General features: G+C 47.0%; 20 protein-coding genes and 1 pseudogene. 16 read left to right on the forward strand and 5 right to left on the reverse strand.

Annotation, left to right across the window (positions count from 1 at the left end):
- Position 1 precedes the first annotated feature (1 nt).
- The 16 genes from L5M37_RS11590 to L5M37_RS11665 all read left to right on the forward strand — a co-directional run bounded on the left by L5M37_RS11590 (position 2) and on the right by L5M37_RS11665 (position 21234).
- A complete protein-coding gene (locus L5M37_RS11590; RefSeq protein ID WP_113940707.1) occupies positions 2-646 on the forward strand; it encodes a DUF4381 domain-containing protein in 645 nt (214 codons plus the stop codon).
- Positions 640-1659, forward strand: a complete 1020-nt coding sequence (locus tag L5M37_RS11595; RefSeq protein WP_263200561.1) for a vWA domain-containing protein — start codon at positions 640-642, stop codon at positions 1657-1659. The genes L5M37_RS11590 and L5M37_RS11595 overlap by 7 nt, the downstream gene beginning before the upstream one ends.
- Positions 1659-3719 carry a VWA domain-containing protein gene (locus L5M37_RS11600; RefSeq protein ID WP_263200563.1) on the forward strand — a complete coding sequence of 687 codons (2061 nt, stop codon included), beginning with the start codon at positions 1659-1661 and terminating at the stop codon, positions 3717-3719. Before L5M37_RS11595 ends, L5M37_RS11600 begins: the two co-directional genes overlap by 1 nt.
- Positions 3713-5434: a BatD family protein gene (locus L5M37_RS11605; protein WP_263190937.1), complete on the forward strand. Its 1722-nt coding sequence runs from the start codon at positions 3713-3715 to the stop codon at positions 5432-5434. The genes L5M37_RS11600 and L5M37_RS11605 overlap by 7 nt, the downstream gene beginning before the upstream one ends.
- Positions 5435-5506: 72 nt before the next feature.
- On the forward strand, positions 5507-6070 hold the full coding sequence (locus L5M37_RS11610; protein WP_006085483.1) for a sigma-70 family RNA polymerase sigma factor: 564 nt from the start codon (positions 5507-5509) through the stop codon (positions 6068-6070).
- Positions 6063-6767, forward strand: coding sequence for a DUF3379 domain-containing protein (locus tag L5M37_RS11615; RefSeq protein WP_263200565.1), 705 nt, complete (start codon positions 6063-6065; stop codon positions 6765-6767). The genes L5M37_RS11610 and L5M37_RS11615 overlap by 8 nt, the downstream gene beginning before the upstream one ends.
- Positions 6768-6924: 157 nt before the next feature.
- Positions 6925-8376, forward strand: coding sequence for a sodium/proline symporter PutP (gene putP, locus L5M37_RS11620; RefSeq protein WP_263139137.1), 1452 nt, complete (start codon positions 6925-6927; stop codon positions 8374-8376).
- Between the two features lie 353 nt (positions 8377-8729).
- Complete coding sequence (locus L5M37_RS11625) at positions 8730-10025, forward strand: OmpP1/FadL family transporter (RefSeq protein WP_263200566.1); 1296 nt, start codon at positions 8730-8732, stop codon at positions 10023-10025.
- Between the two features lie 103 nt (positions 10026-10128).
- Positions 10129-10515, forward strand: a complete 387-nt coding sequence (locus L5M37_RS11630) for a VOC family protein (protein WP_028761061.1) — start codon at positions 10129-10131, stop codon at positions 10513-10515.
- A 172-nt stretch (positions 10516-10687) separates the two neighbouring features.
- The gene (locus L5M37_RS11635; protein ID WP_218678339.1) at positions 10688-12007 is read left to right on the forward strand and encodes an IS4 family transposase; all 1320 of its coding nucleotides are present in this window, start codon (positions 10688-10690) and stop codon (positions 12005-12007) included.
- A gap of 76 nt (positions 12008-12083) precedes the next feature.
- On the forward strand, positions 12084-12800 hold the full coding sequence (locus L5M37_RS11640) for an SIMPL domain-containing protein (RefSeq protein WP_028761062.1): 717 nt from the start codon (positions 12084-12086) through the stop codon (positions 12798-12800).
- A 176-nt stretch (positions 12801-12976) separates the two neighbouring features.
- Positions 12977-13990: an efflux RND transporter periplasmic adaptor subunit gene (locus L5M37_RS11645; protein ID WP_168824274.1), complete on the forward strand. Its 1014-nt coding sequence runs from the start codon at positions 12977-12979 to the stop codon at positions 13988-13990.
- 36 nt (positions 13991-14026) lie between these two features.
- Positions 14027-17257: an efflux RND transporter permease subunit gene (locus tag L5M37_RS11650; protein ID WP_263200569.1), complete on the forward strand. Its 3231-nt coding sequence runs from the start codon at positions 14027-14029 to the stop codon at positions 17255-17257.
- Between the two features lie 61 nt (positions 17258-17318).
- Positions 17319-17531 carry a DUF2892 domain-containing protein gene (locus tag L5M37_RS11655; protein ID WP_006082265.1) on the forward strand — a complete coding sequence of 71 codons (213 nt, stop codon included), beginning with the start codon at positions 17319-17321 and terminating at the stop codon, positions 17529-17531.
- Between the two features lie 108 nt (positions 17532-17639).
- A complete protein-coding gene (locus tag L5M37_RS11660; protein ID WP_263200570.1) occupies positions 17640-18056 on the forward strand; it encodes a rhodanese-like domain-containing protein in 417 nt (138 codons plus the stop codon).
- A 721-nt stretch (positions 18057-18777) separates the two neighbouring features.
- Positions 18778-21234: a S8 family serine peptidase gene (locus tag L5M37_RS11665; protein ID WP_263200571.1), complete on the forward strand. Its 2457-nt coding sequence runs from the start codon at positions 18778-18780 to the stop codon at positions 21232-21234.
- 83 nt (positions 21235-21317) lie between these two features.
- On the opposite strand, the gene L5M37_RS11670 is transcribed toward L5M37_RS11665, so the two are convergent.
- The 5 genes and pseudogenes from L5M37_RS11670 to secF form a co-directional block, all read right to left on the reverse strand.
- A complete protein-coding gene (locus tag L5M37_RS11670; protein WP_263177980.1) occupies positions 21318-21863 on the reverse strand; it encodes a YaeQ family protein in 546 nt (181 codons plus the stop codon).
- Positions 21864-22006: 143 nt separating this feature from the next.
- On the reverse strand, positions 22007-22918 hold the full coding sequence (locus tag L5M37_RS11675; RefSeq protein ID WP_263166681.1) for a bifunctional precorrin-2 dehydrogenase/sirohydrochlorin ferrochelatase: 912 nt from the start codon (positions 22916-22918) through the stop codon (positions 22007-22009).
- Positions 22919-22937: 19 nt separating this feature from the next.
- Positions 22938-23297: pseudogene (locus L5M37_RS11680) on the reverse strand (rhodanese-like domain-containing protein).
- A 129-nt stretch (positions 23298-23426) separates the two neighbouring features.
- Positions 23427-23744 (reverse strand): DUF2007 domain-containing protein, encoded by a 318-nt coding sequence (locus L5M37_RS11685; protein ID WP_028761071.1) that lies wholly within the window; start codon positions 23742-23744, stop codon positions 23427-23429.
- Positions 23745-23978: 234 nt separating this feature from the next.
- On the reverse strand, positions 23979-24926 hold the full coding sequence (secF, locus tag L5M37_RS11690) for a protein translocase subunit SecF (protein WP_113941669.1): 948 nt from the start codon (positions 24924-24926) through the stop codon (positions 23979-23981).

Raw genomic sequence — 24926 nt, forward strand, 5'->3', positions numbered from 1 at the left:
TATGGATCCAGCAACAGTGAATTCAGAAATAGCAAATCCACAGGCAACAGTACCTATGCCTTTTACGGCGCCAAATCCAGCACTTGCTCAACTGCAGGATATTATTCATCCCGAACCGATCGGCGCTTGGCCTTGGGCAATCGGTTATTGGCTGGTTTTAGCACTTGTGATTGCCCTCATCACACTCTTAGTTATCTGGCTAAGACAACGCGCCCGTGACTTAGCGCCGAAAAAAGCCGCGAAGCAGTTACTCAATCAGCTCGATAAACAAGCGACTTCCTATGCCTCTGACGTCAACAGCCTATTAAAGCGCACCGCCATGAGTTACCTCAGCAGAGAAGCGATAGCCTCCTTAGATGGTGAAGCTTGGGCGGCTTGGTTAGACAGCTATTTACCCGAGCATAAACGCCAACGTATCGGCCCCTTATTAGCCAAACGCCATCAGGCAACGCCATTGACCTTAGCTGAAGCCAATGAATTACATCAACTCGCACAGGCTTGGTTGGCATCGAAAGCAAAACTGAGTGCCCCTGAGCCGAATCTTGTTCAAGCTAAGGGCTACGTTCAAGCTAGTGGCGACGCTCGAGCTAAAAGCCAAGCGCCAACCCAGCAAACTGACACTGAAAAAGCGGAGGCACAATGTTAACAATTGCATGGCCTTGGCTATTGATGTTATTGCCTTTACCTTTGATTTTTTGGCGCCAACACACAGTACAAGTGGATGGTGGCCGGCTGCAATTACCCGGAATAAGTCAAACGGGCAAACAAAGCTTAGCGGCCAACACGCGCCAGAGCCGCAAACGCTACTGGCTGATGTGGTGCCTGTTAGTGCTCGCTATTGCTCGTCCTCAATGGCTTGGTGAACCTATCGAACTGCCAAGCCAAGGCCGTGATTTGATGATGGCGGTGGATTTATCCGGCAGTATGCAGATTGAAGACATGGTGGTGAATGGCAAAACCGTCGATCGTTTCACTTTAATTCAGCACGTCGTCAGTGACTTTATCGAGCGCCGCAAGGGTGACCGTATCGGCTTGATCCTCTTTGCTGATCACGCCTATTTACAGGCGCCGCTCACCCAAGATAGACGTTCAGTGGCGCAATTTTTAAAAGAAGCACAAATTGGCTTAGTCGGTAAGCAAACCGCCATAGGTGAAGCTATCGCTCTAGCGGTAAAACGCTTCGATAAAATGGACGAGAGTAATAGAGTATTGATTTTATTGACCGACGGTTCTAACAATGCGGGCAATATCGAACCAGAGCAAGCAGCGCAAATTGCCGCTAATCGTAAAGTTACCATTTATACGGTTGGTGTGGGCGCAGATGTAATGGAGCGCCGTACACTCTTTGGCCGCGAGCGGGTTAATCCTTCGATGGATCTGGATGAAAACCAACTTAAACATATCGCCGACGTCACCCACGGCCGTTATTTTCGCGCCCGTAACAGCCAAGAGCTAGACCAGATTTACCAAGAAATCGATAAACTCGAACCCGTGAGTCGCGATCAATTAAGCTATCGTCCGCAGGCAGATCTGTTCTATTGGCCGCTGGCACTGGCATTACTGACGAGTCTGTGGATTGCCTTAGGTCAATTGCCACTGTTTGCAGCGCGCCGCGTTAAACCCTCTGTCGCAACCACTTCACAGGGGAACATCAAATAATGAGCCTACATTTTATTCGTCCCGAATGGCTACTCGCACTAGTACCGCTAGCCTTAGCCTTGTTGAGTTTATGGCGGCAACACGAGAGCCACAGCGCTTGGAATCGTTATATTGCGCCGCACTTAGCCAAGGTATTGGTCACCCAAGGTAATAAAAAATCCCGCCGTCCGTTGCATTTATTAGCCTTCACTTGGTTGATTGCAACCTTGGCACTCGCCGGACCTGCCGTGAATAAACAATCCTTACCTGTGTTTGCCGCCGAGCAAGGCCGCGTACTGGTGATGGACATGTCCGTATCTATGTTCGCCACCGATCTTGCGCCGAATCGGTTAACCCAAGCCAAATTTAGGGCAACGGATCTTCTGCGTAATCTTAAAGAAGGTGAAACTGGTTTAGTCGCCTTTGCAGGCGATGCCTTTACTATCAGCCCATTAACCCGTGATACCGGCACATTACTCAATTTACTGCCGACGTTAAGTCCTGAGATTATGCCCGTTCGTGGTTCAAACTTAGCGGCAGGCTTGACCCAAGCTAAAATGCTACTGGCTCAGGGTGGGCATATTCGCGGTGATATTATCCTGATGACAGATGGCATAACTGCTGCCCAGTTTGATGAGGCTAACTCGGCATTAAATGGCACCCAATATCGCCTCGCCGTCGTCGCTTTTGGCACCAGCCAAGGTGCGCCAATTCGTCTACCCGATGGACAATTACAACGCGACAGCAGCAACGAAGTCGTTGTGGCCAGCACTGATTTCGCTCTGCTGCAAAAACTGGCCGCGAATAACAAAGGCGTTTTAATCCAAAATCGCACCGACGGTAATGATCTCGCCCAATTACAGCAATGGTTAAGCGATGCTGGCGATGCGAAAGCCACAGATCTTGATGGTGAAACTTGGCAGGATCTCGGTCCTTACCTCGCCTTATTATTACTGCTACCCGCCCTTTTCAGCTTTAGACAAGGAATCGTGGCCAGTGTTGGATTTATCACTCTTGCTGGCAGCTTACTGCTCGCGGCTGTGCCTCAGCCAGCCCATGCCAGTATGTGGGACAATGCCTGGGACAATGTGTGGAAAACCACAGATCAACAAGCGATGCAGGCCTATCAATCCCAAGATTACGCAAACGCCGCTAAGCAGTTTGAGTCGCCCCAATGGCGTGGCAGCGCCCAATACAAAGCCGGTGATTTTGCGCAAGCACTGAAAACCTTCGAGCAAGATAGCTCAGCCCAAGGCCTCTACAATCAAGGCAATGCGTTGATGCAGCTCGGTAAACCCGATAAGGCCAAGGAGCGCTATCAAGCCGCACTTGAGAAACAAGCTGATTTCCCTGCGGCCAAGGCCAACCTTGAACTAGCTGAAAAGTTATTGCAAGAACAGCAACAACAGCAAGGTAAAAACGAGCAACAGGATAAGAACCAAGATCAACAAGGCGATCAACAGTCCGGTGATCCCGATTCAGGCAACCAACAGTCTGGCGACCAACAATCTGGTGACCAAAAGTCGCAGGATAAACAGCAATCTGACCAAGATAGCGCTCAGAAAGATAAGCAAGATCAAGCAGGGCAAGAGTCTCAGGATCAACAGGACAATGCCGACGCGGATCAAAGCCCTGAACAGCAAAAAACGGATGAGCAACTATCTGAGCAAGATAAGCAAAATGGCAATGCTCAGGATCAGCAGGATGAAGCCAAGCAGCAAAATGGCGTGCAGGATGCGCAGGAAAATGAGCCGGTAGACAATTCACCTGCAGACAATGAAGCTAAGATGCAAGCGCAGGCTAAAGCCGATGCTGAAGAGCAAAAGTCAGCTGAGCAAGAAAAGCAAAGCGTTGCCGCCAAAGAAGCTCCTGAGCAAAATGCGCAAGATAAACAAGAGGCTGCTATGAGTGAATCGGTAGAGGCACCGCCAACCAATAGCGAGCCACTGCCCGCAGAAATGCAGCGAGCACTGAGGGGCGTGAGTGAAGACCCGCAAGTGTTACTGCGCAACAAGATGCAGTTGGAATATCAAAAACGCCGTCAAAATGGCCAAATATCAAAGGATAACGAACAGTGGTGACGAGACAATTTTTTATCCTGCTACTCCTTGCCATCGGAGTGGCCCATCCCGCCTTTGCACTTAGCAAAATTGAGGCCTCGGTCGATCGCAACCCTGTGATGGAGGGCGAATACTTTGTGCTCAACATCAGTGTCGATGACGAAGTCGACACCGGAAAGCTTGACACATCCGCACTACTGAAAGATTTTATTGTCGGCCGTACTAGCGTGAGTCGCAGCACGCAAATCATGAACTTCGATGCGGTCAAAGAAACCCGCTGGCAAGTACTGCTCGCGCCAAAACAACAAGGCCAGTTAACCATTCCAGCCTTTAGTATTGACGGCGTCAGCTCATCGCCTATTCCACTCAAAGTGGTCGAAACTGGTAGCCAGCCCGCGCAAATGAACAATCTGTTCATTGACGCCAAAGTCTCGACCGACGAAGCCTATGTTGGGCAGCTCATTACCTACAAGGTGAAGCTCTATCTGGCGGTGGAATTACAAAGGGGCGTATTGAGTGCACCTGTGATAGAAGGCGCACAGATCAAACAAATCGGTGAAGATAGGGATGGTTCAGAGATAGTCGATGGCCGACGTTACCGCGTGATTGAACGCACCTATGGCATCATTCCCGATTTGCCCGGCCAAGTGAATATTAAAGGTGCAACCTTTGCTGGCGATGTGCTGGTAGAATCCCAACGCCGCGGCGGCATGTTTGGCTTTAATGAAAGCCGCCCAATGCAAGCAGGCGCGCCCTCACTGACAGTTCAAGTGAATCCCGCACCAACAAGCTTCCAAGGCCAATGGCTGGTTGCCGATTTAGTAGCGCTAAAAGAAAACTTCCCTGAGGATATTAAAAAGTTTACCGTCGGTAGCCCTATCACCCGCACTATTACACTGTTGGCTTCCAATGCCGATGAAAATAGTCTGCCTGATATAGTGCAAACTCTGCCCGATGAACTCAAGTCATACCCAGAAAAACCCCTGCGGCAGACCTTTGTGCGCGATGCACAAATTGTTTCGCAGTACAGTATTACTTCGGCAATCGTTCCCAGCAAAGCGGGCACCTTTACCTTGCCCGAAATCAAAGTGCCTTGGTGGAATCCGCGCCTTAAACGTCAAGAAACTGCAACGCTGCCCGCACGTACCATAATCGTTGAAGGTGGTGCTGTCAGTGATACGCCAGCTCAACCAACATGGGAAACCAACTCCGCGGCCGATAAGGGCTGGTCTTGGCTAACCACTGTTTTTGCTGCGCTATGGCTGGTCACTCTAGTCGCTTGGATTATCACCTTAGTCGCTTGGCGCCGCGCCTTAAAAAACCAAACGGCCGCCCCAATTGCAGTAAACTCTTCAATCAGTTCAGCACAATCAGTGACTGCCTCCGGCTTGAAAGGATTAGAGCAAGCCTGCGCCAGTGGCGATGTAAGCCGAATTATGTTGCAATTGCAGCGATCTTTCAGTGAGTTACAGCAAACGCCTATGACATTAGATAAGATTGCTGAGCAGTCACCACAACTGGCAGCAGCGATACAGCAACTGCAAATCAAAGCCTACAGTGCGAAGGCCGATAAGAGCCACCATACTGACAGTGCTAATACGAGCAGTGCGAATTCTAACAATACAAATAGCCACTTAAGCGCCGAATGTACCGCCTTACTTAACGCGGTTAAGGCCTGTGAGCATAAACATTCAAACCCAAAATCAGCGCCATTAAGCCCACTGAATCCTAAATAAATGATGGGGTTAATGACAAAGAAGCGAGTGCTACTATGCTAAATATTCCGCCAAAAAGCCCAAAGATAAAAAATGTTTGCTAACTGGCGCAAGAAATCCGTCGAGCCCGCGGTCTCTTCTGACATGCTAAGCAAACAACGACGATACAACAGCCTAGTCAAGGCGCTACATGCAGACATTTTCCGCTACGCCTATTGGTTATGCGGCGATAAGCACGTGGCTGAAGACATTACCCAAGAAACCTTCTTGCGGGCGTGGCGCTCTTTGGATTCCCTCAAGGATGATAAAGCGGCGAAAGCTTGGCTGATCACGATTCTTAGGCGTGAAAATGCGCGGCGTTTCGAGCGTAAACAGTTCGATTATTCCGACGTTGAGCAAGATACCTTAGAGGACAATATCTCCAATAGCAGTGAAGAGCAGACCGAGCAATATCTGATCCGTCGACAAATTGGCAAGCTGGATATCGAATACCGCGAACCACTCTTACTCCAGCTCATTGGTGGCTTTAGCGGTGATGAAATCGCCGAGCTGATGGAGCTCAATCGCAACACCGTAATGACGCGTTTATTTCGGGCGAGGAGCCAATTGAAAGAATTACTTGAGAAGAATGATGTGAGAGGTCAATCCAATGGATGAGCTTAAATTTAGACGTCAAGCTTATGAAGATCCTCATAATCAAGATGCTGACTTTCTGGCGCAGATCAATGCAAAGCCAGAAAACCAAGCCCTAATCAATGAGCTTAAAAACCTTGATGCCAAACTGAGCAACGCATTGAAAGTAGATGTGGCTGAGGATCTCGCCGACAAACTCATTTTGCGTCAGCAGTTACAACAGCACCATAAACAGCGCCGGCAAACGTTTTTTTTAGTGGCCATGGCAGCCTCGGTTGCGTTTGTGGTAGGGATCAGCTTCAGCCTATTACGCTTAGGGCCTATTGATTTGGCTGAACATGCACTGGCCCATGTCTACCATGAAGATATTGCCTTGCATGTCGATCAAAATGTCAATTTTAGTCAAAAAAATGCCCAGCTTGCGTCGATAAAAGACTTTGGCAATGCCAAATTTACCCAACAACCGGGCAAAGTGTATTACACCTCTTATTGCGATTTTCAAGGGGTAAAAAGCCTGCACTTAGTACTTCAGGGCGAACAAAGTAAGGTGACACTCTTTATCGTGCCACTCGAGAAACGTATGGTGTTGGATAAAACCTTCGCCGACGGTAAATATCAAGGAATGGGCTTTGAAACGCCCGATGCATTTATTTTGCTCATAGGTGAGGATCAAGCTGACCTTAGCTATATAAAAGACGAAATCAAGAATATATTTATTTAAGCTATTGTTATAACTTGCATTTAAAAATCAATCTCCGATATTTTCATGTTATCGGAGGTTAGATTTCAATCACACTTACATCTGCTAATGGGCGCACGTTCAAACATCTGGTAGCATGCTTGCCACTTTTAATAATAAAAAGATGGGAAAAGGCAAGATGACGATTGAAACCCCGATTTTAATCACATTTGTTGGTTACTTAGTATTGATGATGGGCATAGGTTTTTGGGCTTACCGTGCTACCGATACTGTTGATGATTATATTTTAGGCGGCCGCAAAATGGGCCCCGCAGTAACCGCGCTCAGCGTGGGTGCATCTGACATGTCAGGTTGGCTGTTACTGGGGTTACCCGGCGCAGTTTACTTAAGCGGCTTAGGTGCAGCCTGGATTGGCGTAGGATTAATTATTGGTGCTTGGCTAAACTGGTTATTTGTTGCCAAACGACTGCGCATTTATACCCAACTCGCCGATAACGCCCTCACTTTACCGGATTTTTTCGAGAAACGTTTCCACGATACCCAAGGCTATCTCAAACTGGTTTCCGCAATCACTATTCTGGTGTTTTTTACTTTCTATGCCTCCTCTGGCATGGTCGGTGGCGCGATTTTGTTTGAGAAGGTCTTTGGGCTTGATTACACCGCAGCCCTCGTGATTGGCTCGGCCATCATAGTCGGTTACACCTTTATTGGCGGTTTCTTTGCAGTGTGTTGGACTGACTTTTTCCAAGGCAGTTTAATGCTCATCGCCCTATTGATTGTCCCTTTCGCCGTTTTCGCTCACCCCGAAAGCCATGCAGGTATTGAAACGATCGATCCCGCGATGTTGGCATTGGTCAATGACAAAACCACTGCCATCGGCATGTTATCTTTGCTCGCATGGGGCCTAGGTTATTTTGGTCAGCCACATATTTTGTCGCGTTTTATGGCGATAGGCAGTGCCGATGCCCTGCCCTTGTCACGCCGTATTGCCATGAGCTGGATGGTGTTATCTCTCATTGGCGCATTAGCCACAGGTATCGCAGGCTCGCTCTATTTCGCCAAAGAGCCATTAGCCAATTCTGAAACAGTGTTTATCCATTTAGCTCAAGCGGCGTTTAACCCATGGATTGGTGGGCTATTAATCGCCGCTATTTTATCGGCAATCATGAGTACTATCGACTCACAACTCTTAGTCTGCTCAAGTGTCATTACCGAAGATTTCTACCGTAAATGGTTGCGCCCAAAGGCCGATGATCGCGAGCTAATGATGGTAGGTCGTTTAGGTGTACTCGCTATCGCTGTGATTGCAGGTGTGATAGCACTCAATCCTGAAAGTAGCGTACTCAGCCTAGTGAGTTATGCTTGGGCAGGCTTTGGTGCGGCCTTTGGTCCCGTAGTCTTGTTATCCCTGTTTTGGAAGCAATATAGCCGTAATGGCGCTATTGCCACTATTATTGTCGGTGCATTAACCGTGGTGATTTGGAAGCAACTCACTGGTGGCATTTTTGAAGTATACGAAATCCTTCCTGGGTTTATATTCGCGACTATTGCGGGTATTTTAGTCAGTAAATTCTCTGCTCCAAGTGAAAAAATAACGACAGAGTTCGAACAATTTAAGTCTGCACTCTAATCTAGATATGCTTCCATATGTTTAAAAGCGCACAAGTGTGCGCTTTTTACATTTTGTATCCTTTTAAATACCCTACACACCATTACAAACCGTTAACTTCAATTGAAACCCATAGCAGCACCCAAAGCCCTTCATATCAAGCATCTGGCCAGACCATTCAAGCATACTAAAGTATCACTCTTGTTTTAAAGACTTTTAATTAACTGAAAATTAACATATGTCACTTCTGGTCGGACTTGTTGAGGATACATTGAATCCATAAGATGCCGGAGACTAATAAATGGATTTAAATACTTTCGGCGGACTAGGACCGAATAAAAATCCAATACTTATAAAAAATAGAGAGAATAATAATGAAAACATTCAACAAGACACTCATTGCCGTTTCTGTCGCATTAGCAAGCACACAAACCTTAGCTTCAGGTTTTCAACTAAACAGCCAATCAGCAACGGGTATGGGCCGTGCATTTGCGGGTGATGCGGTTATTGCCGATAACGCTTCTGTGTTATCACGTAACCCTGCTGCTATGGCATTATTCGATAAAGATGCGATCTCCTTCGGCTTAACTTATGCCGATATTACTGTTGATGTTAAAGACGTTAACTTTGCCGGTGGTGCCGTTGACTTAGGCAGCATCGATGACGCGGGTAGCTCTAAAATTATCCCTAATATTTTCTACATCCACCCCATCGACGATAAGTTCGCCGTAGGTTTTGCCGCTTTCTCTAACTTTGGTACCGGTACCGATGCCAGCTCACTTTCAAAGAGTTTACCAGCAGGCTCACCAGCACCTTATGATCTGCTTGGCGAAACAGAAGTAACAACGGTTAATTTTAACACCAGCCTTTCATACCGTATTAATGACATGTTCAGTATCGGTGCTGGTATTGATGCCATTTACGGTGAAGGTCGTTTAACCCGTAACATGGGCGCGACACCTCTGGTTGACGTCGACGCTGACGGTTGGGCGTTTGGTGGTATTGTGGGTGCCACAATTGAGTTAGATAAAGACAATCGTTTCGGTATCAGCTACCGTTTCAGCCCAACAGTGAATGTTAAAGGTGATGTTAATACCATTACATCAACCAATATACCAAATGTTGGACAAGTGGCTGTTGCCACCAGTTTTGATAGTTTAAATGTACCGCTAGCGGATATCTTCCAAGTTGCAGGTTTTCATCAAATCACCCCTAAGTTTGCTCTGCACTATACAGCGCAGCACACCCAATGGGGTAATTTTGAACAAATCACAGCTAAAGATGGTGTTGCAACCATTCCTGCTGTTGGAGTGACTCAAGCCGTAGGTGATGTTGCGCTGAAAGAATACCAATGGAAAGATTCATGGTTATTCAGCCTAGGTGGTACTTATACTATCAACGAACAATTCACCGTTCGTGCAGGTTATATGCATGACCAAGGCGTTGTGGACGAAATTAGCTCTATTTCATTCCCAGACTCTGACCGTAACTGGTACACAGCGGGTATGAGCTACCATATCAACCTACAAAACACGGTTGACTTTGGTATCGCTTATATTAAAGGTGAAGAAGTTCACCTGATCGAAAACAGCGCAATCGCTGGCCCTGTTAATGCGATTACTGAATCGAGTGGTATGTACTACTCAGTTCAATACAGCTACCAGTTCTAAGATAAATTCCTAACACCAAAAGCCGCATTTTTTGCGGCTTTTTTGTATCTTAAGCATTTATTGCCTAAAGTTAATTCATACTCCTGTAAATGCAGCTACGGCTATGGCTAAAGTCATTGGACTCGGTGGAATTTTCTTTAAAAGTGTCGATCCCGTTGCCTTGGCAACTTGGTACAAAACCCATCTTCAAGTCCCTATTGAAAACTGGGGAGGCGCCGCGTTTTATCACACAGATAAATCAACTCTTGGCTACCATGTTTGGACTCCTTTCGCCCATAGCACGGACTATTTCGCCCCCTCAGATAAAGGGTTTATGTTCAACTTTGTCGTTGACGATCTAGAGCAAGCCCTAGTACAAGTAGAGCAAGGTGGCGGTCAACCGATTGGTGGTATTGAAGATTCAGAATTTGGCCGCTTTGGCTGGTTTATTGACCCTGACGGCAATAAAGTCGAATTATGGCAGCCAAGCGCCATCCCTCCTGAAAAATAAATGCTTTAAACAGATATTTCAAAACTCATCTCTCAACATAATCTCCTCTGCCTTAAGCGGCATCTATTCCGAATAAACCCAGTGCATGACTTAATGCCGATCGTTTTAAGTAGTTGAACGATCTTTCAAGGGCTTCATAATCAGCCGCAATCTAAGTTGCGGCTGATTTTTTATGTCTGAATTTTCTAAAGAGCTACTCGTTACCGCTGAATTTTGCCAAGCGCAGGATATTGATGTATTCGCCAAACATGTTCCCATCGATTGGGTGGCTGAGGCGGTGCAACAAACTGGCAGGGCCTCGCTTCGAACCCGCCGTTTCCCTGCTGAGCAAGCTGTTTGGTTGGTTCTAGGCATTGGTTTGATGCGTAACCGCTCGATTCAGCAAGTCTGTGATACGCTGTCACTGGCGTTTCCCGACGCCAAGGGGGAGCTCCCACCACTGGCGACCAGTAGTATCATCAAAGCCAAAGAAAAGCTGGGTTCAGAGCCCATGCGTTATCTGTTCAAAACAACCGCCGCACAGTGGGAAACGCAGTGCGAATTTGATGAGATAGCGGGATTGAAATTGCTCAGTGTTGATGGGACGTACTTTAAGACTCATAACACTGAAGAAAATCATCACTTTGGCTTTGCACAAAGCACGGCTTCTTTCCCCTCTGTGTTGGCGGTCACCTTAATGTCTACTCGTAGCCACTTACTTTCTGATGCGGCTTTCGGGCCCGTTACCCACAGTGAAATTCACTATGCACAGCAATTGGTTGGCTCAGCTCCCGAGCATTCGCTCACGTTGTTTGACCGTGGGTTTATGTCTGCGGAATTACTCATCAGCTGGCAAGGAAGCGGTGCTAACACCCATTGGTTAACCCCGATAAAGTCTAAGACCCGCTATCAAATTATCGAGTCATTCTCAGAGTATGACCATCTGGTTGAGATGCCAGTATCACCCCAAGCTAAACAGCAAGCGCCTTATCTGGGGGAGCGCTGGCAAGCCCGCCTTATCCTTATTCCGTCACCCAAAGGTGATATCAAAGGGTTTATCACGTCCTGTCTATGCCCCAATACCTATCCAGTGAACGATTTGCTCAAGGTATATTGGCAACGATGGGAGATAGAGAGGGGGTATGGTGAGCTGAAGCAATATCAACTGGAAAATAAACCTGTCCTGCGCAGTAAGAAGAAGGATGGGGTGTATCAAGAATTATGGGGGATCTTGACGACCTACAATATTGTTCGGCTAGAGATGGCCGCAATGGCATTACAGCATAAAGTTGAGCCACAGAGGATCAGTTTCATTAATGCCCTGTTTTTAATACAGGATGAGTTTGGTTGGAGCGACAGAGGGAGTCCAGGAGCGATCCCACAGCACTTAAAACGACTGAGGGAAAATGGCAAAAGGTTGATTTTACCCCCAAAGAGAAAGCGGTCCAGCTACCCGCGTGTGGTGCTAAGGAAAACGGTGAAATATCCAAGTAAAAATGCCACTCGCTCTTAAGCGAGTGGCATTAAGTGCATGACTGAGGTTTATTCGGTATCGTAGACTGAGTTCATCTAATCAAGAGATTCTTTTTATGGAAAAAAGTAACATCCTTCCTGCCCTGCTGTTAGGTGGTTTCCTTTGCGCTGGACTTGTTTATGTAGGCCAGACAGCAAGCTCAGCACTATTGCAAATGAAAGCCATGGAACGCACTGTCACGGTAAAGGGCTTAGCGGAAAAAGAAGTCAAAGCCAATGTGGCAATTTGGCCAATCAATTTCACTGAGGTCGATAACAATCTGCCTAAACTCTATGAGACGGTTCAGCAAAAAACCGATCGTGTTGTGGCGTTTTTAAAGGAACAAGGCTTTAGCGACAGCGAAATTACTGTCTCTTTGCCTTCAATTGAAGATCGCCAAGCCCAAGGTTATGTCGATCCCAACGTCAGATACCGTTACTCGGCAAAAGTGAACCTATCAGTTTATACCCCACAGATTGATCTCATGCTGAACACCCGTAAGCAAATGATTAACTTAGTAAAAGAAGGTATAGCGATTGCCAGCCAAGATTATGATAATCGCACTGAGTTTCTGTTTACCGATCTCAACTCAGTCAAACCTATCATGGTGCAAGAAGCGACTCAAAATGCCCGCGAAGTGGCTGAAAAATTTGCTAAGGATTCGGATTCTCGCCTCGGAAAAATTAAAAGTGCGAGTCAAGGCCAGTTCACCATTTCAGACCGCGACAGCAGCACACCTTACATTAAACAAATTCGCATCGTTTCCACACTAACCTATTATTTAAATGACTAAATTTTAGGTTTAATTTGAAACTCTGAAGCATGAGGAATAAGGCGCTATAGGCCTTATTCCTTATTCCTAAATTAGGTAAAAACACTACATTAAATTTTTCTAATAAATATTGATTGCCTATTGAAAACAACTCCATTAGAATTTTCTCATAAATTACATCTGGGGTGATATAAGTTATGACATCAATTTCTCGTGCTTTTTTCTTACTGCTGGCACTTTCCAGTACTCAAGCTCAGGCTGCCTCAGTCGAAACCATCGAAGTCCTAAATAAACCCTATCCGAATTGGGTCACCTTAGACGCCACCATTGAAGCAATAAAAGCAGCGACGGTATCGGCGCAAACCTCTGGTCGTATTGTCAAACTCAACTACGATGTTAACGATGTCGTCCCCGAAGGAGCCGCCCTACTGGAAATTACCAGTAAAGAGCAAGGCGCTGAACTGGCAAGCTTTGAGGCTGATCTAGCCAAAGCGAAGGCTTTAAATGTCGAAGCTCAGGCACAATACAAACGTTATAAAGAGCTATTTCCCCAAGGCGCGATTTCTAAGGGCGCGATGGATGAAGCCACCGCCAATGCTAAAGCAACAGAACAAGCCGTCAGTGCAGCACAAGCCCGTGTCATCAAAGCCAACGAATCCTTAAAATACACTGTCGTTTCAGCGCCTTTTAGTGGCATAGTCACTGAGCGTTTTGTCGAACTTGGCGAAACCGTAAGCCCAGGACAAGCACTACTTTCAGGGTTTTCCGCGAGTCAAATGCGCGCCATTACCCAAGTGCCACAGCGTTACATTAACCAACTTAAAAATTCCCCCGAATTTCTCGTCCGTTTAAGTGATGGGCGCGAGTTCACCTCAACCGACCTCACGATTTTCAGTTTCGCCGATCCCGTCAGCCACAGTTATCAAGTGCGAATTAATCTGCCAGAAAATGAAGCCAATCTTCAACCTGGTACTTGGGCAAAAGCTTCCTTTAAAAATGGCGATCGGGAAAAAATCCAACTGCCCGCCTCTGCACTGCTCACAATGAACGAACTGAGCAGTGTTTACCTTAAACAAGGCGAAGCCTTTGTGCTGACCCAAGTCCGTGTCACTGAGCCCTTAGATGGCGAGGTAGAAGTGCTTGCGGGCCTTAAGTCAGGTGACAAGGTGGCCGTTGATGCCTACCAAGTGTTGCTCAGCAAGAAGCAATAAATTCCCTAGCGACTTAAGCTTTGTCGAGGTTGTTTTATGAAACATGCTCCAGTACCACAAACCACACTTGGGATTTCCGGACGAATTGCCGCTGCCTTTCAAAATAGCGCCATCACGCCACTATTAGCACTTCTTGGGCTCTTACTTGGCTTATTCGCTATTTTGGTCACGCCAAAAGAAGAAGAGCCACAAATTGATGTCACCTTTGCCGATGTGTTTATCCCTTTTCCCGGCGCGACACCCACGGAAGTTGAAAACTTAGTCACTCTGCCAGCGGAACAAGTGATCTCCGAAATCAAAGGCATAGATACTCTGTACTCGTTCTCCCAACCCGATGGCGCGCTGATCATCGTCATCTTTAAGGTCGGCGTCGGGCGCAATGATGCCATCGTCAGCCTATACAACCAGATTTATTCCAATATGGATAAATTGCCAAGGGGCGCTGGCGTGGGCGATCCGCTAATTAAACCCCGCGGCATCGATGATGTGCCCATTGTCAGTTTGACCTTGTGGTCTAAGGACAGGCAAGTGTCGGCTGAGCAGCTAACCCATGTCGCCCTTGGATTAGAAACCGAAATTAAGCGTATTCCCGGCACTCGCGAAATAGATACCGTTGGCCAGCACGATATGGTGGCCAACATACGTATCGATCCCGCCAAGATGAACAGCTTTAATCTGACCTACGATAAGTTAAGACAAAGCCTGAATGACAATAATATGGTCTCTATGCCTGCATCCTTAGTGCAAGGCAATCAAGAGATTAAAGTTCAGGCTGGGCAGTTTTTACAATCCATCGACGATCTCAAGCAATTAGTCGTCAGTGTCTATCAAGATAAACAAGGTAAGACTATTCCGATTTATTTGGCGGATATTGCCGAAATCAGCTTAAAAAGTGATATCCCTAAACAGAGCGTTTGGCACGCAGATAAAACCGACATTTATCCCGCCGTCACCATCGCAATTGGTAAACAAGCAGGCCAAAATGCCGTCGACATCGCCGACAGTGTGATTGAGCGGATAGCTAAAGTCGACAATGTGTTGATCCCGGCAAATGTCGAAGTCACAGTGTCACGTAACTATGGCGAAACCGCGGCGGATAAATCTAACACCCTTATTTTAAAACTGATTTTTGCCACCAGCGCCGTAGTCGTGCTGGTCTTTTTAACCATGGGCGCACGCGAATCCTTAGTCGTGGGCGTGGCCATTATTATCACGCTAGCGATCACCCTTTTCGCCTCTTGGGCGTGGGGATTTACCTTAAACCGCGTGTCCTTGTTCGCCTTGATTTTCTCCATCGGCATCTTGGTCGACGATGCCATAGTCGTAGTAGAAAACATCCACCGGCATATGGCGCTCGGCAAAAATTCCTTCAGCGAGCTTATTCCTGTGGCGGTCGATGAAGTCGGTGGCCCGACGATTCTGGCGACATTTACTGTTATCGCAGCCTTGCTGCCGATGGCTTTTGTATCGGGCTTAATGGGGCCTTACATGAGCCCGATCCCCATCAACGCCAGTATGGGCATGTTAATTTCCCTCGTAGTGGCATTTGTGGTCACTCCTTGGCTCAGTCGTAAACTGCTGAAACATAATGACCAACACGATACTGCCCAAGCCTCGCACGAGGATGAAGCTGAAACTAAGATGGTGCGCCTCTTTACTCACTTAATTGGTCCTTTCCTGCTGGGTAAAAATGCCCGTAAGGCAAGAATAGGACTGGCTGCCGGCGTATTTGTGTTGATCGGTATCGCTGTCGCGCTCCCCGTGGGTCAGCTCGTGGTACTGAAAATGCTGCCCTTCGATAATAAGTCCGAGTTTCAAGTGATGGTGGACATGCCAGAAGGCACTCCCGTAGAGCAAACACAAAGAGTATTGCAGGATTTGAGTCGCTACCTAACAACCGTCCCTGAGGTCGAGCATCTGCAATTGTATGCGGGCACTAACGCGCCAATGAACTTTAACGGCTTAGTGCGCCACTATTTCCTGCGTCACAGCCAAGAGCTTGGCGACATCCAAGTGAACCTAGTGGATAAGAAACACCGCAAGCGCGACAGCCACAGCATAGCGATATCGGTGCGAGACGAACTGCAGCAAATTGGCGAGCAATATCAAGCCAATATCAAAGTGGTTGAAGTTCCACCAGGGCCGCCAGTGTGGTCGCCGCTGGTTGCCGAAGTATATGGCCCAAGCCCCGCGATCCGCGAGCAAGCCGCTTACGAGATGCAGGCGCTGTTCCATGAAACCAAAGATGTGGTCGATATCGATATTTTCTTGCCCGCCGCCCAGCAAAAATGGCAGGTGATGATCGACCGCAGTAAAGCCAGCTTGATGGCCGTGCCCTACAGCAATATTGTCGACTTGATTGCCACCTCCGTTGGCGGCAAAGACGTGAGTTATTTACATCAAGCCCAGCAAAAACAACCGATACCGATCCGCCTGCAATTAAACGAAGGCGCGAAAGTCGATTTAGAGCAAGTGCTGAATATGAAGTTACTGAGCCAAACGGGGCAATCTGTGCCTGTCTCTGAGCTGGTGACCATCAAACGCGGCAAAATCGATGCACCAATTATCCATAAGAATATGATCCCTATGATCATGGTCGTCGCCGATATGTCGGGACCACTGGACAGCCCGCTCTACGGTATGTTCGATATGGCGGGCAAAATTGATGGCACCGATGGCTTAGGGTTTGATCAGCATTATATTCACCAACCCACAGGGTTAGACTCAGTCGCCTTGCTCTGGGATGGCGAATGGAAGATCACCTACGAAACCTTTAGAGACATGGGTATCGCCTATGCGGTCGGTATGATTGCGATTTATTTATTGGTGGTCGCGCAGTTTAGATCGTATCTGGTGCCGCTTATCATCATGGCGCCAATTCCACTGACTGTGATTGGCGTAATGCCTGGACATGCCCTGCTCGGTGCCCAATTCACGGCAACGTCCATGATAGGCATGATAGCGCTGGCGGGGATTATTGTGCGTAACTCGATATTATTGGTCGATTTTATTAATCAAGAAACCGCATCCGGCGTGCCCTTTGAGCGGGCAGTGATCCACTCTGGCGCCGTGCGAGCTAAACCTATCATGCTGACTGCATTTGCAGCCATGATAGGGGCATTGTTTATTCTTGATGATCCGATTTTCAATGGCTTAGCGATCAGTCTGATCTTTGGTATTTTTATCTCGACCATACTGACCTTAGTTGTCATCCCTGTGCTGTACTACACGGCCATGAAAAACCGTATGAATACTGTTCAGATATAAACACAAACACAAAATTAACCACAACAAAGGCCATCACCAAGATGGCTTCAAGGAGTAAGGTATGTCATTAGAACGCAGTATTATGGCTTTTGCCGGATTTATGGTGTTACTGTCACTGGTGTTAACCGCCTATGTGCACCACAACTTTCTGTGGTTAACCGCATTTGTTGGCGCTAACCTATTCCAAAGTGCTTTTACCGGTTTTTGTCCTGCCGCCATGGTTTTACGCAAATTGGGTGTAAAATCAGAGGCTGAAATTGCTAAACAAAGCTAAGCCACATAAAGTCACTACTTAAGAATTAAGATAAGAGTTAAGAGTTAGGTGAGCAAGTACACGCTTGGCTAATACAAGCGTGCCAAAAAGCCGTCAAGGAGAGATAATGTGACCCACAACCTCGTAACCCGTGGCCAAAGCCTAATACGCTTAGCCCTATTAAGCTTACAATCACTGGTACTCATGCCACTGCTGCTAATGCCCATGATAGCCAGCGCCGCCGACCAAGATCCTGCAATCGCATGGGATAAAATTGCCGCAGGCGCTATGGTGCTCGATGTTAGAACGCCTGAAGAATTTGCCGAAGGTCATTTAGCGAATGCGGTCAATATTTCCTTTGAGCAAGTGACAGAGGAGTTTGCTAAGCGTAGCATCGCCAAAGATGCTCCCGTCGTCTTGTATTGCCGCAGCGGTCGTCGTAGCAGTATTGCGACCGAAGCCTTAGTCGCTGCCGGATACACCCAAACCTATAATGGTGGCGGCTATTCCACCTTAGTTGAAGCGCAAAAAACGCCCGCTAAGTAATTAACAACCATCAAATTGGCTCTAGTGTGGGGAAGTAAGAATAAATCACTTTAGTACTCTCACCTCGCTCTAGCCATTCAAGGCTTAACAGCTAAAAGCGCCCTAGGGCGCTTTTTTATTGTCTAAATAGAATATCGAAATTAAGCAGGGGTGGATTAATAGGTTCTTACCAGATTCATTGTGGACGAAAGAACACAGGATTTTTTAGTAGTTCTATAAAATAAGTAACACCCGTATTCCCAAAAAGCCTAAGTAAAGTCAATCCATTGGCAACTGCCACCCTATTGACAGCCTTTTGCAACAATTTCGCATAATCAATCACTTGGGAAAATCTTCTCATTATGATGAAAACTTAAAGTTTGTTTTTGTTATTTTTAATCACAAAAAAATATATATATAAATTTCAATGCATTGCTAACAGCAAAATCAATCAAAAACCCGTATATGGAGTCGTAAATTCGTATTCACTTATTCACGTTTATCACATAAAAAAACAAATATTTTAATAAAATTTGGTTACAACTCGTTACAAATTGAATTTATATGCACTATAAATGCCTATTAAATCTAAATACTTACCAACCACCATACTGTTAACAATTGATTTACAAATGCTTTGGTCGCAGATAAATTCACTAACCGAGTAGCATCTGAGTCGTAGTTATTCTTATGAAACATAAAATAATAATGATTAACACTAAATTGACCATGGAAGAAGAACATGACAATCAACAGAACCACTAAAATAGCGTTAAGCCTTTCAAGCTTAGCTATTGCGATCTCAGCCGGTGTACAAGCAGCACCACAAGCCCCAGGTTTTGCCGCAGCATTACAAGCACAAACCTCCCCACTGCCAAAGCGTTACATTGTGAAGTTTAAAAACACTGATGCCGCGGCCATCATGTCAGCCAATAGTGTGCAATCAACGAGTGATCTGCAGTCACTCAATGACGCGACAACAGATACGCTACCAACCACAATGAATTATCAGCCACAAATGGCTGAAATCAGTGCCCAACATACCGCATTAAATAAAGTACAAGCGAAGGAAATGAAGCGTATCGGCCGCAGTAACAGTTACTCGGTGAAACTCGATGCCAAAGGGATCAATGCCTTAAAAACCCGTGCTGATGTGGAATATGTCGAAGAAGATATGCCACGCCGCTTTCTAAGTGAAAGTACGCCTTGGGGCCAAACTTTTGTAGGAGCAACCCAGCTAAGCGACAGCCAAACGGGCAACCGCACTATTTGTATTATCGACTCAGGCTACGACCGTAGTCACAGCGACTTAGGTGGCAACAATGTCACAGGGACCAATAACTCAGGCACGGGTAACTGGTTTGAGCCGGGCAATAATAACGCCCACGGTACCCACGTTGCGGGGACGATTGCGGCGATTGCTAACAATGATGGCGTGATCGGCGTTATGCCAAATCAAAATGCCAATATTCATGTGATCAAAGTGTTTAATGAATCTGGCTGGGGCTACTCTTCATCCTTAGTCGCTGCCGTAGACACTTGTGTCACCAACGGCGCCAATGTTGTCACTATGAGTTTAGGTGGTTCAGGTTCTAGTACCACTGAGCGTAACGCTCTGGCCGCCCACTATAATAATGGTGTTCTCCTGATTGCTGCTGCGGGTAACGCGGGGAATAGCACTCACAGCTACCCAGCATCCTACGATGGCGTCATGTCTGTCGCCTCTGTGGATAACCATAAAGACCACTCAGCATTCTCCCAATACACTAACCAAGTGGAAATATCAGGCCCTGGTGAAGCCGTTCTATCGACTGTTACCCGTGGCGAAGGCCGTTTAGCCGATATCACTATCGGCAGTCAGTCTTACTTTGACTCAGGTGTCGTGCCGCACAATCGCCTGATATCCTCTGGTGGCAGCTATGTCCCCGCACCATTTAACGGTACCAGCACTGCAACTTTGGCAGAATGTACCGTTAGCGGCACAAGCTTCAACTGCGGCAACATGACCAATAAGATTTGTTTAGTGGAACGTGTTGGTAATCAAGGCACTAGCTACCCTGAAATTAACGCAGCTAAAGCCTGTAAGAATGCAGGTGCCAGTGCGACGATTGTTTACAGTAACGCGGCATTACCCGGCTTACAAAACCCCTTCCTTGTCGATGCTAACAACGAAATCAATATGGTTTCTGTATCTGTTGATCGTGCAACAGGCTTAGCATTGCGCAATCAACTGGGCGCCACAGTCACTGTCAGCAACCAAGGCAATAAAGATTACGAGTACTACAACGGTACATCAATGGCGACGCCGCATGTGTCAGGTGTTGCGACCTTAGTGTGGAGCTACCACCCAGAATGTAGTGCGGCGCAAGTCCGTAACGCATTGAAAATGACTGCAGAAGATCTTGGTACTGCGGGTCGTGACAACTACTATGGCTATGGTTTAGTTAATGCAGTTGCAGCAAAAGCCTTCCTAGATGCATCTTGTACTGGTCCAACGGGTCCTGTCGATCCAACCGAACCGGGCGATAGTGTTCTGGTGAACGGTGTGGCGAAAACAGGTTTAGCAGGCGCAACAGGTGAAGAATTACATTTTTCATTTGAGGTTCCTGCAGGTGCAACTAACCTAGGCTTTGTGATGAACGGTGGCACAGGTGATGCGGACTTGTATGTGCAATATGGCGCGGCGCCAACCACCACTAATTACGATTGCCGTCCGTATAAAAGTGGCAATAGTGAGTCTTGTCCAATCACCAACGTACAATCAGGCACTTACTATGCCATGGTGAAAGGCGATTCGGCTTTCACTGGTGTGTCGTTAACGGCGAACTACACAGCGTCTAATGGCGGCGGTACGCCAACGAGCTATAGCAATACTGATAACTATAATATTCCTGATAACAAAGCGGCGGGGATCACTAGCCCAATCACGGTTACTCGCACAGGTGATTCAGGTACTGTGACTGCAGTCGTGAACATAGTCCACCCTTACATTGGTGACTTAAAAGTGCAGCTGATCAGCCCTTCAGGAAAAACGGTTACCCTGCATAACAACACAGGTCTTGGTGCAGACAATATCAACAAGAGCTATACCGCAGATATGACAGGTGCGAATTCGAACGGCGTATGGAAGTTAAAAGCCGTAGACAGTGGCCGTGGTGATGCTGGTTATATCGATAGCTGGGAACTGAGCTTCAAATAAATCAAAATCGATACTCTTACTGATACTTAAAAGTGATAAACGGAAAGAGCCTGCAATTGCAGGCTCTTTTTTTACAAAACATGTTATTCAATATCTTTGAGGATTTCAGGTTCAATCAACACGCTGGTTTCATTATCCGATAACCAAATTTGGCCTTCACTAATCGAAACTTGCAATGCCATATTACGCCCAACAAAGGCTTCCATCGCCGTGACGTACTCTTCGGCAATATTCCACACTTTTAAATTCTGATAACGCTCTAACGCTTGCTGATTCTGTTTCCACCAAATCGGTACACTGCGACCACCATAGGTAAAGAGCTGCACGACTTTGGCACGGCCGCTGGCCTTTCGCAGCCATTTTTCATCGGCCTGACCAAACTCAACCCACAGATCAATTTCACCGGATAGGGTTTTGTCCCATAGCTCTGGCTCATCATCAACGCACAGACCTTTACTAAAACTTAAGGTTTCGCTGGCATTCACAATAAACGCGAGTAAACGCACCATCATGCGGCCATCGGTTTCGGAAGGATGCTGTGCAAGCGTCAATTGATGGTCTTGGTAATAATTCCGATCCATATCGGCTATCTGTAAATTGACTTTAAACACGGTCGCCTTGAGGGCCATAGTCATCCTAAATGCAGAGTGAAATCCTGAAACAGCGAAATCCTAAAATAAGGCTGCCGAGTCTACCTGAGACTCGGCATTAGCTCAAACGAACAATAAGGTACGCCCATGAAATCGAACAAAACGTGCAATCGAACAGAAGGTTAAATCGCACCGGGTCGCAGATGTTTAGCCATGGGGAAATGGGCTTTCAACAAGCTGATTTTTTGCGTATCCGCTACCAGTAGCATGCGCGTACCCAGCTCATACTGTTGACTCAACTCACTGAAAGCGGGTAAAAAACCGCGATCTGCGTCGCGGCGAACAAGTTCAGCGAGTTCAACGCTTAAATCACCTTGGCTGTATATACAATCGAGGCGCTGCAATAGCGGCATGGCGGCGAGCGGCAGTAAGTCCACAGAGGTTGTATCATCCAACAAAAGGATTTCGCCGCGGCTGACTAAGTTATTAAACGCATTATGGTAATGCTCAGTGGTACGACTATCAAAACGGTCGCCATTGGTATCGAAAAATCGCTCCCAAAATAAGCGGCGTTTCGAGGTTGAATCGAGCTTATCTTGTACTTCGACGCGTCTATCGGCGACAAAATCGAATAACGGTTTGAGTGACTGCGGTAGGCTAGATTCTAAACGCGAGCGAATCGTGCGTGCAAATACCGGCGCTGCGCCCGCAGTGCTGATCGCGACCACTAAACGACCTCGATCCACAATAGAAGGAGTGATAAAGCGGCAAAAGGCGGGATTATCAACGGCATTAACCCAGATACCACGCGCGGTAGCTAAGGTCGCTAACTCGGCATTAAGACTGTCGTTTGCCGTAGCTAAATACACCAAATCATAATTTTGAATGTCGGCATGGACGACTTCACGCTGGGATAACAAAATGCGGCCAGCATCTGCATAACGTTGCACTTCAAGGTTCACCTCTGGCGCTACCACGTGGATATTGGCTTCAGTACGTGTCAGCAGTGCTAACTTACGGCTCGCCACATCGCCCGCGCCCACCAGTAGAACATTCAAATTAACCGTATCGACAAACAAGGGAAAATATTGCATTAGATGAGATCCTGAACGCTTAGTCCTGCACCACTGGCAGTTGACGCTGTACCCAGCCCTTATAGCCACCAATCATAGAGGCAACGTGGGCGTAACCCATAAGTTGCAGATTATGGGCAGCCAAGGCGGAACGCGCACCACCCGCGCAGTAGAGTAATATGGGTGTATTTTTATCGGGGAAACGCGCTTCGATATCACGCTCTAAAATACCCCAGCTTAAATGTTTCGCTTGGGGTCAATGATCTTGCAGCCACTCACGATCCTCACGCACATCAACAAGGTGCCAGCGGTCATCGGCCTGATATGCTTCGATTGTCACTTCAGTGATATTAGGCAGAATAGCGTCAACAAGGGCGGAAAATGCATTGGGATGCTGCATCACTAACTCCTAGATAAGATATTGAATGACATAATGAATGTCAGCTTATCAGCCAAGTGTAATCTTCTCATCCTGCAGACGCAATCTTTCAGCCTCACCGCAAAGCTGAGAAGGTTGCCAGTGAAAAGGCTAGTTGTGGCTTTCGCTGCGCTCTGAGCTACATTGCCAGCAAAGCTCAAAACTGCCTTCATTAGTCTCATGGCATTGCACACACTGCCATTGCGGACTTTCAACATCCAACGCATTCAATTGAACTTGTGCTGACGCGTATTGGGACTCACCTACCCATAACTCGACGTTTTGCATCCCAGTAGGGAGTTCACCAATGCCGCCTAATAACGCTTCACCTCTGAGTTCAACATGAATGCCACAGGCCTCCAATAAACCTTTCCATGTGTGGGCCTGCAATAAATTACCACCAGCAACTAACACTTTACGTTCTTCCATGCGACATCCTACGGCTACAACTCTCTGGAATATGGGTTGCCGACATCCTACTGCTAAATAGCCGAGGCTGTCGAGCGCTGACTTTTACATCAGTTGTTAAATAAATTAACATTCACTTTTTACAGCATAACTGACTATAACTTTGTGAGTTTGCTAGCAGAATGTCAGATACGCCTCAAAATCGATGCAAAAAAAAGCCACCTCGTCGGTGGCTTTTTAACTCCAAATTAACCTTTAAGGCATCATAGGAGGTTGGTCTGCGCCTTCTTTCTCAATCTCAACTGGCATCATGTGTTCACGATTGATACCCAGTTTAACGGCCAAGAAGCTCGCCACATAGATAGAGGAATAAGTACCCACAAAAATCCCCAACAGCAATGCAGTCGCAAAGCCATGGATCATAGTGCCGCCCTTAAGGAACAAGGCCACAACAGTCACCAAAGTCGTGCCCGTTGTAATAATGGTACGGCTCATAGTTTGAGTGATTGAAATGTTAACTATTTCTTCAGGATCGCTCTTACGCAGCTTAAGGAAGTTCTCACGGATACGGTCAAATACCACGATAGTATCGTTAAGTGAGTAACCCACCACCGTCAACAAGCCCGCCAATACGGTCAAGTCAAATTCCAATTGAAATAACGAAAACACCCCTAAGGTCACGATGACATCGTGCGCCAATGCCGCTACAGAACCAAACGCTAAGCGCCATTCGAAACGAAACGACACATAGATCATGATACAAATCAGCGCGACTAATACCGCCAATGCGCCTTGCTCTGCCAGTTCTTTACCCACTTGTGGGCCAACAAACTCAACACGCTTCTGCTGCACTTGTGGGTCAACTTTCTGCGCGGCTTCCATGACAGACTTAACCTGCACATCGCTCTTAACGCCTTCTTTCACCTGTAAACGTACAAGTACGTCACGGCTAGAACCGAAGTTTTGCACGATCGCACCTTCGGAATCTGGCGTCGTCAGTTGCACACGCAGCGCATTCAAATCAACCGGCTGAGTAAACTCCATTTCAACAACAGTACCGCCAGTGAAATCAAGACCCCAGTTAATACCGTTAGTCGCGAGTGATACCAGCGAGCCCAGCACTAACACTGCCGACATAACGCTAATAGGCAGTGCATGGCGGAGGAAGTTTACTGTATGTTTTAAGGATAAAACTTCAATCAT

Origin of the sequence: Shewanella sp. SM69 (assembly GCF_025653985.1) — a bacterium.
In the GTDB taxonomy this organism is placed as follows: Bacteria; Pseudomonadota; Gammaproteobacteria; order Enterobacterales; family Shewanellaceae; genus Shewanella; species Shewanella oncorhynchi.